Origin of the sequence: Mesorhizobium sp. M1342 (assembly GCF_040317955.1) — a bacterium.
Lineage (GTDB): Bacteria > Pseudomonadota > Alphaproteobacteria > Rhizobiales > Rhizobiaceae > Mesorhizobium.
This window is the reverse complement of sequence record NZ_JAMYLI010000013.1, coordinates 157,302-170,108: the sequence shown is the minus strand read 5'-3', so window position 1 is coordinate 170,108 and position 12,807 is coordinate 157,302. Positions and strand designations below refer to the sequence as shown.

The following is a 12,807-nucleotide window of genomic DNA, read 5'->3' as shown; positions in this document are numbered from 1 at the left end:
TAAGCCAGCGAGATGTGGAAACTCATATGAAAACCCTCGGCCTTCTGGGCGGCATGAGCTGGGAATCCACCGCCATCTACTATCGCCTGCTCAACGAGATCGTGCGCGAGCGGCTGGGTGGGCTGCATTCAGCGAAACTGCTTCTGTGGTCGTTCGACTTCGCCGAGATCGCCGAGCGGCAGCATCATGGCGACTGGGACGGCGCCGGCGTGCTTCTCGTCGAAGCGGCGCGCAAGCTCGAGGCCGGCGGCGCGGATGGCCTGTTGTTGTGCACCAACACCATGCACAAACTTGCCGGCCAGGTGCAGGCGTCGGTGTCGATCCCGCTGATCCACATCGCCGACGCCACGGCGGTGGCGGTCAAGCGCGCCGGCATGCAGCGGCCGGCGCTGCTGGCGACGCGCTTCACCATGGAGCAGGACTTCTACAAGGGCCGGCTCGCCGACAGATTTGGATTGAGCCCTGTGGTGCCGGATGCGGCCGGGCGCGACATGGTCCATCGTGTCATCTATGAGGAACTGTGCCAAGGCATCGTCAAGGAGACTTCAAAGGCGGCTTACATAGCCGAGACCGAGCGCCTGCGCCGCGAAGAGGCGGCCGACAGCGTCATCATGGGCTGCACCGAGATCACCATGCTCATCGGCCAGCAGGACTTCGACGTTCCGGTCTTCGACACAACGCGCATCCATGCCGAGGCGGCGGTCGAATTCACGCTGGGCTGACAGGCTTCCGCAAATTGCCGGACTCCATCTGGCGTCCTTTCTTTCCTTCGCTAGAATGCCCGGAATTTCAAAACAGGCATTTCGAGGGGACGAGATGGATTTTGCGCTTCCATGGCCGACGAGCCAGGGCGAATGGCTGGCCTGGTCGAGCGCCGTCTTCACCGTGCTGCTCGGTCTTTTGTTTTTTCTGGCACCTGGTCTCGCCTTCCGTGCCCTGCGCTTGCAGGTCAAGCCAGAGAAGGCTGCCGCGATCGCCGAGGGGCGCGGCAGGATGTCGGGCTTTTATCTCGGTGTCGGCCTGTGCTGTATCCTGCTGGCGCAGCCGCTGATCTACATGGCGCTCGGCTTTTCCTGGTTGTTCACCGCCTTCGGCCGGCTGCTGTCGATGATGTCTGATGGCGCCAACACGCCTTTCAATTGGGTTTCCATTGTGCTGGAATTGGTCCTGGCGGCGTTGCCGCTCGCCTTTGCCTTCGGCTTTCTGCCTTGAATCGTTGGGTATTCCGCGATGGAAGACGGGTGACTTTCCCCGGATGCGACAATAGTGCCTGAAAACCATGCGGAACGACGCATTGCGGTCTTAAAATGCCTGTGCTAGACGGCAATCGACTTTCGGCCGGGGATAGCGGAAGCCGCGCCTCCGTGCTCGAAAAAATGCAGTAAGGTCAAAGATTTAGCCAGAGTTTTTGCTCGCGCCAACAATCTACGGCCTGTCAGACAAGAGAAAAGACGGTCCGTGGCTCAATCGTCATCGCCAATCTCAGGTGTCGCAGAACGCTATGCGGGTTCGCTGTTCGAACTCGCCCTGCAGGCAAATTCCGTGGCCAAGGTCGAAGCCGACCTCAGCAGTTTCGAAGCCATGCTCGCGGGCAGCGCTGATCTCACCCGGCTGATCAATAGCCCGGTGTTCTCCAGCGAGGACCAGGCGAAGGCCATTGCGGCGATTGCCGACAAGGCGGGGATTGCCGGCCTCACTGGCAATTTCCTGCGCGTCGTCGCCCGCAACCGCCGGCTGTTCGCCATTCCCGGCATGATCAGGGCGTTCCGCCAGATATCAGCCGAACATCGTGGCGAGACCGCTGCTGAAGTGACGTCGGCGCACGAGCTGACGGCTGCCCAGCAGACCGAACTCAAGGCGGCGCTGAAGAGCGTTGCCGGCAAGGACGTGGCCATCTCCGTCACCGTCGATCCGTCGCTGCTCGGCGGGCTGGTGGTCAAGATGGGCTCGCGCCAGATCGATACGTCGCTCAAAACCAAACTCAATTCGCTCAAGCTTGCACTGAAAGAGGTCGGCTGATGGACATCCGCGCCGCGGAAATTTCCGCAATTCTGAAAGACCAGATCAAGAATTTCGGCAAGGAGGCCGAGGTCTCCGAAGTCGGACAGGTGCTGTCCGTCGGTGACGGTATCGCCCGTGTCTACGGCCTCGACAATGTCCAGGCCGGCGAGATGGTCGAATTCCCCGGCGGCATCCGCGGCATGGCGCTCAACCTCGAAGCCGACAATGTCGGCGTCGTCATCTTCGGCGCCGACCGCGACATCAAGGAAGGCGATATCGTCAAGCGCACCGGCGCGATCGTCGACGTCCCCGTCGGCCCCGGCCTGCTCGGCCGCGTTGTCGATGCGCTCGGCAATCCGATCGACGGCAAGGGTCCGATCAAGGCAGTCGAGCGCAAGCGCGTCGACGTCAAGGCGCCCGGCATCATCCCGCGCAAGTCGGTGAACGAGCCGATGTCGACCGGCCTCAAGGCCATCGATGCGTTGATCCCGGTCGGTCGCGGCCAGCGCGAGCTGGTCATCGGCGATCGCCAGACCGGCAAGACCGCCATCATCCTCGACACGATGCTCAACCAGAAGTCGGTGCACGACAACGGCCCCGAGAAGGAAAAGCTCTACTGCGTCTATGTCGCCGTCGGCCAGAAGCGCTCGACCGTCGCGCAGTTCGTCAAGGTGCTGGAAGAGCGCGGCGCGCTCGAATACTCGATCATCGTCGCCGCCACCGCTTCCGATCCGGCACCGATGCAGTTCCTGGCGCCGTTCGCTGGCGCCACCATGGGCGAATATTTCCGCGACAATGGCATGCACGCGCTGATCAGCTATGACGATCTGTCGAAGCAGGCCGTCGCCTATCGCCAGATGTCGCTGCTGCTGCGCCGCCCGCCGGGCCGCGAAGCCTATCCGGGCGACGTCTTCTACCTGCACTCGCGCCTGCTCGAGCGCGCCGCCAAGCTCAACGACGATCTGGGCGGTGGTTCGCTGACCGCGCTGCCGATCATCGAGACGCAGGCCAACGACGTGTCGGCCTACATCCCGACCAACGTGATCTCGATCACCGACGGCCAGATATTCCTCGAAACCAACCTGTTCTTCCAGGGCATCCGTCCTGCGGTGAACGTCGGCCTGTCGGTCAGCCGCGTCGGCTCGGCCGCGCAGATCAAGGCGATGAAGCAGGTTGCCGGCTCGATCAAGGGCGAGCTCGCGCAGTACCGCGAAATGGCGGCCTTCGCGCAGTTCGGCTCCGATCTCGACGCCGCCACGCAGCGCCTGCTCAACCGCGGATCGCGCCTGACCGAACTCCTGAAGCAGCCGCAGTTCTCGCCGCTGAAGACGGAAGAGCAGGTCGCGGTGATCTTCGCCGGCGTCAACGGCTATCTCGACAAGCTGCCGGTCAACCAGGTCGGCAAGTTCGAGCATGGCCTGCTCAGCCACATGCGTTCGGCCGGCAAGGACGTCCTCGATGCCATCCGCAAGGAAAAGGCGCTGTCGGACGATCTGCGCGCCAAGCTGAAGGCCGAGATCGACGCTTTCGCCAAGACCTTCGCCTGAGCGAATTGCAAGACGGGATCAGGTTTGAAGCATGCCTTCATTAAAAGACCTTCGTAACCGTATCGCCTCGGTCAAGGCGACGCAGAAGATCACCAAGGCGATGCAGATGGTCGCCGCGGCGAAGCTGCGCCGTGCGCAAGAGGCTGCGGAAGCGGCGCGCCCCTATTCGGAGCGCATGGGTTCCGTGCTGGCCAACATCACCCAGGCCATCGGCGGCGGCGGCGATGCCCCGGCGCTGATGACCGGCACCGGCAAGGATGACGTGCATCTGCTCGTCGTCTGCACCGCCGAGCGCGGCCTGTGCGGCGGCTTCAATTCGCAGATCGCCCGCCTTGCCCGCGACCATATCCGCAAGCTTTTGGCGGACGGCAAGCAGGTCAAGATCATCTGCGTCGGCAAGAAGGGTTTCGACATCCTGCGCCGCGACTATGCGTCGATGATCATCGACCGCGTCGATCTGCGCGAGGTCAAGACACTCGGCTTCGTCAATGCCGATGCGATCGCCAAGAAGGTCATCCACCTCTTCAATGAGGGCGGCTTCGACATCTGCACGCTGTTCTATTCGCAGTTCAAGTCGGTGATCAGCCAGATCCCGACCGCGCAGCAGATCATTCCGGCCGGCGTTGCTTCGGCTCCTGCCGAGGCGACGGATGGCGGCAACGCCGTCTACGAATATGAACCGGAGCCGGGCGAAATCCTCTCCGACCTCATTCCGCGCAACATCTCCGTGCAGGTTTTCCGGGCGCTGCTCGAAAATGTGGCCGGCGAAATGGGCGCCAAGATGAGCGCCATGGACAATGCGACGCGCAACGCCGGCGACATGATCAACAAGCTGTCGATCACCTATAACCGCCAGCGGCAGGCGCAGATCACCAAGGAACTGATCGAAATCATTTCGGGCGCCGAGGCGCTCTAGGCGCGGTTCGCGGGTCATCGACCCGCGATCGGACCGCGTGAGAAACAAAGGACGAAAAAGGGTAAAGACGATGGCGAAAGCAGCGACCCCCCAGAAGGCGACATCCAAGACGGCAGCCCCCAAGGCCGCAGCCGCGAAAACCGCAGCCCCCGTGAAGGCGGCAAAGGCTCCAGCAGCAGCCGCGAAGGCTGCCCCGGCCAAGGCAGCAGCGCCGGCGAAGGCGGCCGCTGCCAAGACATCGGCAGTGGCCAGCAAGGCAACCGGCGTTGCCGGCAAGGTCCGCCAGGTCATCGGCGCCGTTGTCGACGTGCAGTTCGGCGATCACCTGCCGGCGATCCTGAACGCGCTCGAGACGACCAATGTCGGTAACCGACTGGTGCTCGAAGTCGCCCAGCACCTGGGTGAAAACACCGTGCGCTGCATCGCCATGGACTCGACCGAAGGTCTGGTTCGCGGCCAGGAAGTGCGTGACACCGGCGCGCCGATCACCGTGCCGGTCGGCCCGGGCATGCTCGGCCGCATCATCAACGTCATCGGCGAGCCGGTCGACGAAGAAGGCCCGGTCGACGCGACCGAAATGCGCTCCATCCACCAGCCGGCTCCGACCTATGTCGAGCAGTCGACGGAAGCGCAGATCCTGATCACCGGCATTAAGGTGCTCGACCTGCTGGCGCCCTACGCCAAGGGCGGCAAGATCGGCCTGTTCGGCGGCGCCGGCGTCGGCAAGACCGTGCTGATCCAGGAACTGATCAACAACATCGCCAAGGCGCATGGCGGTTACTCGGTGTTCGCTGGCGTCGGCGAGCGCACCCGCGAAGGCAACGATCTCTATCACGAGTTCATCGAATCCGGCGTCAACAAGAAGGGCGGCGGCGAAGGCTCCAAGGCGGCACTCGTCTACGGCCAGATGAACGAGCCGCCGGGCGCGCGCGCCCGCGTCGGCCTGACCGGCCTGACGGTTGCGGAATATTTCCGCGACCAGGGCCAGGACGTGCTGTTCTTCGTCGACAACATCTTCCGCTTCACCCAGGCTGGCTCGGAAGTGTCGGCTCTGCTTGGCCGTATTCCTTCGGCCGTGGGCTATCAGCCGACGCTCGCCACCGACATGGGCGCGCTGCAGGAACGCATCACCACCACCACCAAGGGCTCGATCACGTCCGTGCAGGCCATCTACGTGCCCGCCGACGACTTGACCGATCCGGCGCCGGCGACCTCGTTCGCCCACCTTGACGCGACGACGACGCTCAACCGCGCCATCGCCGAAAAGGGCATCTATCCGGCCGTCGATCCGCTGGATTCGACCTCGCGCATGCTCGACCCGCTGGTCGTCGGCGACGAGCATTATGGCGTCGCGCGCCAGGTGCAGTCGATCCTCCAGCGCTACAAGTCGCTGCAGGACATCATCGCCATCCTGGGCATGGACGAGCTGTCGGAAGAGGACAAGCAAACCGTGGCCCGCGCCCGCAAGATCGAGCGCTTCCTGTCGCAGCCGTTCTTCGTCGCCGAAGTGTTCACCGGCGCGCCGGGCAAGCTGGTCGACCTCGCCGACACCATCAAGGGCTTCAAGGGCCTCTGCAACGGCGACTACGATCACCTTCCGGAAGCTGCCTTCTACATGGTCGGCGGCATCGAGGAAGCGGTCGAGAAGGCACAGCGCCTCGCGGCTGAAGCGGCTTAATTTAGGGAATAGGGAGTAGTCAGTAGTGAGTGGGGAATAGCAGCTGCGTAATGTGGACCGGTTAGGGCCACTTACTACTGCCTAGTTCCTATTCCCTACTCACTAAATTGATCATGGCTGAAGCTTTCAAGTTCGAACTGGTCTCGCCGGAGCGTCTGCTCGTTTCCGAGCAGGTCGAATCCGTCGTCATTCCCGGCGCCGAAGGCGAGATGACCGTCATGGCGCATCACGCTCCGGTCATGACCACGATCAAGCCGGGCGTCGTCACGGTGAAGACCGCGGCGGGCGGCGAAGAGCGCTATGTGGTGTTCGGCGGCTTCGCCGACATCGTTCCGGCCGGCTGCACGCTGCTGGCGGAATCGGCTGTCGCGGTGAAGGATGTCGACCGCGCCGATCTCGCGCGCCGCATCCAGGAAGCCAAGGAAGACGCCACTGATGCCAAGGACGACGAGGCTCGCAGCAAGGCGGAACAGTTCCTTAGCCAGCTCACCACGCTGGAAGGCGCCATCCTGCCGGCGTAAGGCCTGAGCGCAGACTCTGGAATTCATGCCATTGGTAGCGCGCAGGACGGGCGTTCTGTCGCGATCCTTCGCGCCTAGGGGCGCTGTCCCGCCGACATCATAACCGCGAGGCCGTAGCTCAGGCCTGCTCGCTCTGTATGCCGAGCGCGGCGAAGGCCAGAACCGGACCATCGCGCCGCAGGTGGACGAGATGGACAGCCACGAGTTCGATCAACGTCTGCCGCTCGGCATGGTCCCTGGCGAAGCCGGCCAGGTCGAACACCGCGGTCACGGTTTCGTTGGCCGGCAGCTGCTCGCTCAAAAGTGCCGTCAGCGCCGCGTCGAGCGGATCGGTGAAATGTCCCGCCGGCAAGGTTTTTCCTCGCGCGGCGCAAGCAGCGATCCAGGCAGCCACCACCAACGTGAGATGGACCAGCTCGGTACCGGCTTCGAGGCATTCGATGGCGGAAGCGATGATGCGCTGCGGTAGTTTCTGGCTGCCGTCATTGGCGATCTGCGCCGTGCGATGGGCAAGTGCAGTGTTGGAAAAACGCTCCGCGAGCTCCGCAGTATAGGCGCTCGTGTCCAATCCGGCATCCTCGGGCAGGGTCGGGATGGCTTCGGCCCACAATGCATCGACGAATTGCCGGATCGCCGGGTCGGCGAAGGCGCGGTCGACGGTGGCATGACCGCTGAGCAGGCCAAGATAGGCGATGGCCGAATGCGAGCCGTTGAGCAGCCTGAGCTTCATGTCCTCGAACGGGCCGACATCGCGAACCATGGTGACGCCGAATTGTTCCCACGCGGGCCGGCCAGTCGGGAACTTATCTTCGACCACCCACTGACAAAACGGCTCGGTCATCACTGGCCAGGCGTCCTCGACGCCGAGTTCTTCAGCGATCCGTGCCCGATCGGCATCCGTGGTTGCCGGCACGATGCGGTCGACCATGCTTGAAGGAAAGGCGACCTGGTGGGCGATGTGGTCGGCGATTCCGGCGTCGCTCTTCACGCCAAGCCTGGCATCGCGCAATGCGGCGAATTCGGTCAGCAGCCGATGCAGCGTGACACCGTTGGCCGGCAGGTTATCGCAACAGAGCACGGTAAAGGGCGGCGTGCCGGCGGCGCGTCGCCGGGCAAGCGCTTCGGTCAGAAAACCGTGCGCCGTCTTCGGCATTTCCCGGTTTGCCAGATCGTGGACGATGTCGGGATGGGCGGCGTCCAGTCCGCCCCCCGCGGCTCTCAGATAGGCCTTTTCGGTGATGGTCAGCGTGACGATGCGGGTGTGCGGGTCGGTCAGCGCGGCCAGCACCGCGCCCGGATCCTCCGGGGCCACCAGCATCGCACCGATCGAACCGATGACCTGAAGCTTTTCGGTTCCACTGCTTCTGATCGCCAGCGTGTAGAGCCCGTCCTGCGGCGTGAGAGCGTCGCGCGTGTCGGTGCTGCGCAGCGAAACGCCTGTTATGCCCCAATCCGCCTCGCCTGCCGCCAGGCAATCGTCGACATAGGCTGCCTGATGGGCGCGGTGGAAGGCGCCGACACCAAGGTGCACGATGCCCTGGACGATGCGGCTGCGATCATACGCAGGTGTCGCGATCGAAGCCGGCAGTGCGCGCACCGTCTTCGTGGAAAGGCGTTCGGTCGTCGTGGTGCGACTGGTCTGGTCGGATGACATGAGTGGCCTCGGCAGGGATCGGCAAAGCGGCGTAACATTCGATTTCCTGCCACACAATGGGTCGAAAAGTCATCATACAACAATCAGATTTTTGTATGTTGACATTATTTCTTGCCGCCCCTACCGATAGTGGCCTTGGGAGGATGACCGTGACACTGACCCATGCGGATCTGCTGTTTCCCGCCGAGGCGCATTCGCGCGCGATTGCCCGTGATCTCTATGCCGGGATCAAGGACCTGCCCCTTGTCAGCCCGCATGGCCACACCGATCCGCGCTGGTATGCGCTGAACGAGCCATTCCCGGATCCGGCGCAACTGCTCATCGTCCCGGATCACTACATCTTCCGCATGCTGTTCAGCCAGGGCGTCCGCCTCGAGGATCTCGGCGTCGCGACGCTGGACGGCGCGCCTGTCGAAACCGACGGCCGGACGATCTGGCGGCGCTTTGCCGAGCACTATTATCTGTTTCGGGGCACACCGACCCGGCTGTGGTTCGACCACGTACTTGCCGATCTGTTCGGCATCGACGAACCGCTGACCGCCGCGACCGCCGACCGCCACTACGACACCATCGCGACGCTGCTGCAGTGGGAGAATTTTCGCCCGCGCGCGCTGTTCGAGCGTTTCAACATCGAGGTCATCGCGACCACGGAAGGCGCGCTCGACGATCTCAAATGGCACCAGATGATCCGCGACAGCGACTGGCAGGGCCGTGTGGTCACCGCTTATCGGCCGGATGCTGTCGTCGATCCCGATTTCGAAGGGTTTTCAACCAATCTCGATCGGCTCGGCGAGATCACCGGCTGCGACACCGGCAATTGGGCCGGCTATCTCGATGCGCATCGCCAGCGGCGCGCCTTCTTCAAAAGCTTCGGCGCGACTTCGTCGGATCATGGCCATCCGACGGCCGAGACCGCCAATCTTTCGGATGCGGCGGCGCAAGAGCTGTTCAATCGGGTTCGCCGTGGTTCCGACGATGAGCGCGAGCGAAAACTGTTCCGCGCCCAGATGCTGACCGAGATGGCCAAGATGAGCCTCGACGATGGGCTGGTCCTGCAGATCCATCCCGGCTCCTGGCGCAACCATTCGCCCGCAATCTTCCAAAAATTCGGCCGCGACAAGGGCTTCGATATCCCGACCCGGACCGACTATGTGACGGCGCTGAAGCCGCTGCTCGACTGCGTCGGGCTGGAGCGCGACCTCACCGTCATCCTCTTCACGCTCGACGAGACCAGCTATGCGCGCGAGCTGGCGCCGCTGGCCGGTGTCTACCCGGCGCTGAAGCTCGGGCCGGCCTGGTGGTTCCACGACAGCCCGGAAGGCATGCGGCGCTTCCGCGAGATGACCACCGAGACGGCCGGCTTCTACAACACCGTCGGTTTCAACGACGACACCCGTGCCTTTCCCTCGATCCCGGCGCGTCACGATGTGGCGCGGCGAGTCGACTGCGCGTTCCTGGCGCGTCTCGTCGCCGAGCACAGGCTGCGCGAGGACGAGGCGCATGAGCTGGCGCGGGAACTGACCTATACGCTGGCGAAAAAGGCGTATCGGCTCTGAAGGGGCAACTCGCCCGCAATGCAAAGGGAGGAAACCATGTTGCATTTTTCAAGACTGACGGGAGCTGCGCTGCTCGCCGCCGCACTGATGGCCGGAATGGCAAGCGCCCAGACGGTTCTGCGCTCGTCCGACACCCACCCGGACGGCTATCCGACGGTCGAGGCAGTCAAATATTTCGGCGAGCTTGTAAAGGAGCGTACGGCCGGCCGCTATGCGGTCGAGCTCTATCATTCCGCGCAGCTAGGCGAAGAAAAGGACACGATCGAGCAGGTTCGCACCGGCGTGATCGACCTCAACCGCATCTCGATGGCGCCGTTCAACGGGCTCATTCCCGAAACCACTGTGCCCTCGCTGCCCTACATCTTCCGCTCGGAAGACCATATGCACAAGGTCATGGACGGGGCGGTCGGCGACCAGATCGCGGCGGCGTTCGAACAGGTCGGGCTGGTGCTGCTCGCCTTTTATGACAGTGGCGCGCGCTCCTTCTACAATTCGAAGAAACCGATCAACTCATTAGCCGATCTGGCCGGCATGAAGTTCCGCGTCATTCAGTCCGACATCTTCGTCGACATGGTGGCGGCACTCGGCGCCAACGCGACGCCGATGCCGTATGGCGAGGTGTATTCGGCGATCGAGACCGGGGTCATTGACGGCGCGGAAAACAATTTTCCGAGCTACGACACCGCCAAGCATGCGGAAGTCGCCAAGTTCTATTCGCTCGACGAGCACACTATGGTGCCGGAAGCCTTCGTCATGGCGAAGTCGAGCTGGGACAAGCTGACGCCGGAGGATCAGGCGATCTTCAAGGCGGCCGCCAAGGAAAGCGCCGTCAGGCAGCGCGAGCTGTGGACCGCCAAGGTCAAGGAATCGCGCGCCAAAGTCGAAGCGGCCGGTTCGCAGATCACGACGCCGGACAAGCAGCCCTTCATCGACGCCATGGGTCCGGTCTACGAGAAGCACGTCAAGGACGACAAGCTGAAGGCCATGGTCGAAGCCATCAAGGCCGTGCAGTGATCAAGCGGCGGCGCGGGCATTCCGCGCCGCCATCCCCCTTGCGGAGAGAACCGGTGACCTCCAGCCCAGCACACAGACCGCCCCTGTCCGGCGTCGCCCGCATGATGTCGCGCGTCAGCACAGCGGCGCTATGGGTCGCAGGCATCGGGCTGGTGCTGATGACCGCCTTCGTCGCCTGGCAGGTGTTCGGTCGTTATGTCCTGAACCGCTCGCCAAGCTGGACCGAGCAGGGCTCGGTGATGCTGATGAGCTGGTTCATTTTCCTCGGCGCTGCCGTCGGGGTGCGCGAGAACTATCACCTCGGCTTCGACGTCCTGCTCTACGTGCTGCCCAAAGGCGGCAAGCGTTGGCTGCGGATGATCTCGGACCTCGTCGCGCTCGCCTTCGGCATCGGTATGATCTGGTATGGCAGCCAACTGGTCGCATTGACCTGGGGCGCTACCTTGCCGTCGCTCGGCATATCGGGGGGCTGGGACTACGTCCCGCTGGTCGCGGGAGGCGTGCTCGTCGCGCTCTTCACGCTGGAGCGCATCGTGCTTCGTCTCTCCGGTGCGCCGATCGACGATGTGCTCGATGAACTGCCGCCGGCGGAAGTCGCAACCGAACTCGACACGGCGAACGTGAAGGTCTGACGGCATGGAACTCTGGATACTCTTCGGCGTCTTCACCCTTCTGATGCTTATCGGCACGCCGATCGCTTTCTGCCTCGGCGTCGCAAGCTTTGCCACCGTCCTCTACATGGGCCTGCCGCCGCTCATCGTGTTCCAGCGCCTGAATTCCGGCATGAGCGTCTTTTCGCTGCTGGCCATTCCCTTCTTCATCTATGCCGGCGACTTGATGGTGCGCGGCGGCATCGCCAGCAAGATCGTTGCCTTCGCCGGCTCGCTCGTTGGCCATTTGCGCGGCGGCCTCGGGCAGGTCAACATTGCGACCGCTACACTGTTCGGCGGCATTTCGGGCTCCGCCGTGGCCGAGGCAGCGGCGGTCGGCGGCTTGATGATCCCGCAGATGAAGGCGCGTGGATATGAGCGGATTACGCCGTCAACGTCACGTCGATGGCGGCGCTGATCGCGCTGCTCCTGCCGCCGTCGCACAACATGATCATCTACTCGATCTCGGCAGGTGGAAAGATCTCCATCGCCGACCTGTTCACGGCCGGCATCATTCCGGGCCTGCTGTTGGCCCTGTCGCTGATGATCACCGCCTATTTCGTGGCGCGCTCCCGCGGCTATCCGACCGAGCCGTTTCCGGGCTTCACCGCCGTCGCGCATCTCTTCGCTGTCGCGGTGCCCGGCCTGCTGCTGATCGCGATCATCTTCGGTGGCGTACGATCGGGCGTTTTCACGGCGACCGAGAGTTCCTGCGTCGCGGTCATCTATGCGTTGCTCGTTACTGTCTTCGTTTACCGGCAGATGACTTGGGAAGGTTTCGTTCATGCCACCCATGGTGCCGTGCGCACCACGGCCATGGTGCTGCTCATCATCGGCATGGCGGCGGCGTTCTCGTGGTTGATGGCCTTCCTGAAAGTGCCGGCAGCGCTCATAGCCTCCATGAACGCGATCTCGGACGATCCGCTGATCGTGCTTCTCCTGCTCAACGTCTTGATGCTGTTCCTCGGCACCTTCATGGACATGGGCCCGACGATCATCATCTGCACGCCGATCTTCCTGCCCGTGGCGCAAGCCTACGGCGTCGACCCGGTGCATTTTGGCGTTATCATGATCCTCAACTTCGGCATCGGGCTGAATACGCCGCCGGTGGGCGCTGTGCAGTTCGTGGCGTGCGCAGTGGGCAAGATATCCGTCTGGGAAGCGATGCGCTCGATCTGGCCGTTCTATGGGGCCGGGCTCGTGGTACTGGGGCTCGTCACTTACATTCCGGCCATTTCGCTCTGGCTACCGAGCGTCTTCAAATAGGGGC

Annotated in this window: 11 protein-coding genes and 1 pseudogene; 11 read left to right on the top strand and 1 reads right to left on the bottom strand. The window is 63.3% G+C overall.

The features are described 5' to 3' along the window. The first annotated feature begins 26 nt into the window (after positions 1-26). The 7 genes from NKH06_RS15935 (at position 27) to NKH06_RS15905 (ending at position 6,663) form a co-directional block, all read left to right on the top strand. Positions 27-722, top strand: a complete 696-nt coding sequence (locus NKH06_RS15935; RefSeq protein WP_352441010.1) for an aspartate/glutamate racemase family protein — start codon at positions 27-29, stop codon at positions 720-722. Between the two features lie 94 nt (positions 723-816). Next, complete coding sequence (locus NKH06_RS15930; RefSeq protein WP_013529034.1) at positions 817-1,212, top strand: AGROH133_08824 family phage infection protein; 396 nt, start codon at positions 817-819, stop codon at positions 1,210-1,212. 246 nt (positions 1,213-1,458) lie between these two features. Next, on the top strand, positions 1,459-2,019 hold the full coding sequence (locus NKH06_RS15925) for a F0F1 ATP synthase subunit delta (protein WP_128304061.1): 561 nt from the start codon (positions 1,459-1,461) through the stop codon (positions 2,017-2,019). After that, positions 2,019-3,548, top strand: coding sequence for a F0F1 ATP synthase subunit alpha (gene atpA, locus NKH06_RS15920; RefSeq protein WP_023811756.1), 1,530 nt, complete (start codon positions 2,019-2,021; stop codon positions 3,546-3,548). Before NKH06_RS15925 ends, atpA begins: the two co-directional genes overlap by 1 nt. A gap of 31 nt (positions 3,549-3,579) precedes the next feature. Then, on the top strand, positions 3,580-4,464 hold the full coding sequence (locus tag NKH06_RS15915) for a F0F1 ATP synthase subunit gamma (RefSeq protein ID WP_023811757.1): 885 nt from the start codon (positions 3,580-3,582) through the stop codon (positions 4,462-4,464). Positions 4,465-4,534: 70 nt separating this feature from the next. Continuing rightward, positions 4,535-6,142: a F0F1 ATP synthase subunit beta gene (gene atpD, locus NKH06_RS15910; RefSeq protein ID WP_023811758.1), complete on the top strand. Its 1,608-nt coding sequence runs from the start codon at positions 4,535-4,537 to the stop codon at positions 6,140-6,142. Between the two features lie 113 nt (positions 6,143-6,255). Continuing rightward, positions 6,256-6,663: a F0F1 ATP synthase subunit epsilon gene (locus tag NKH06_RS15905; RefSeq protein WP_013529039.1), complete on the top strand. Its 408-nt coding sequence runs from the start codon at positions 6,256-6,258 to the stop codon at positions 6,661-6,663. A gap of 118 nt (positions 6,664-6,781) precedes the next feature. Here the strand turns inward: NKH06_RS15905 and NKH06_RS15900 are convergent, their stop codons facing one another. Then, a complete protein-coding gene (locus NKH06_RS15900) occupies positions 6,782-8,317 on the bottom strand; it encodes a mannitol dehydrogenase family protein (RefSeq protein ID WP_352893402.1) in 1,536 nt (511 codons plus the stop codon). A gap of 143 nt (positions 8,318-8,460) precedes the next feature. Between NKH06_RS15900 and uxaC the strand changes: the two genes are divergently transcribed. From uxaC to NKH06_RS15880, 4 genes and pseudogenes are all read left to right on the top strand, one after another. Beyond that, positions 8,461-9,873 carry a glucuronate isomerase gene (uxaC, locus tag NKH06_RS15895; RefSeq protein WP_352441008.1) on the top strand — a complete coding sequence of 471 codons (1,413 nt, stop codon included), beginning with the start codon at positions 8,461-8,463 and terminating at the stop codon, positions 9,871-9,873. Positions 9,874-9,909: 36 nt separating this feature from the next. After that, positions 9,910-10,887 carry a TRAP transporter substrate-binding protein gene (locus NKH06_RS15890; RefSeq protein ID WP_352750612.1) on the top strand — a complete coding sequence of 326 codons (978 nt, stop codon included), beginning with the start codon at positions 9,910-9,912 and terminating at the stop codon, positions 10,885-10,887. Positions 10,888-10,988: 101 nt separating this feature from the next. Next, positions 10,989-11,519 carry a TRAP transporter small permease gene (locus tag NKH06_RS15885; protein WP_031213442.1) on the top strand — a complete coding sequence of 177 codons (531 nt, stop codon included), beginning with the start codon at positions 10,989-10,991 and terminating at the stop codon, positions 11,517-11,519. Between the two features lie 4 nt (positions 11,520-11,523). Further along, positions 11,524-12,803: pseudogene (locus NKH06_RS15880) on the top strand (TRAP transporter large permease). Positions 12,804-12,807 lie beyond the last annotated feature (4 nt).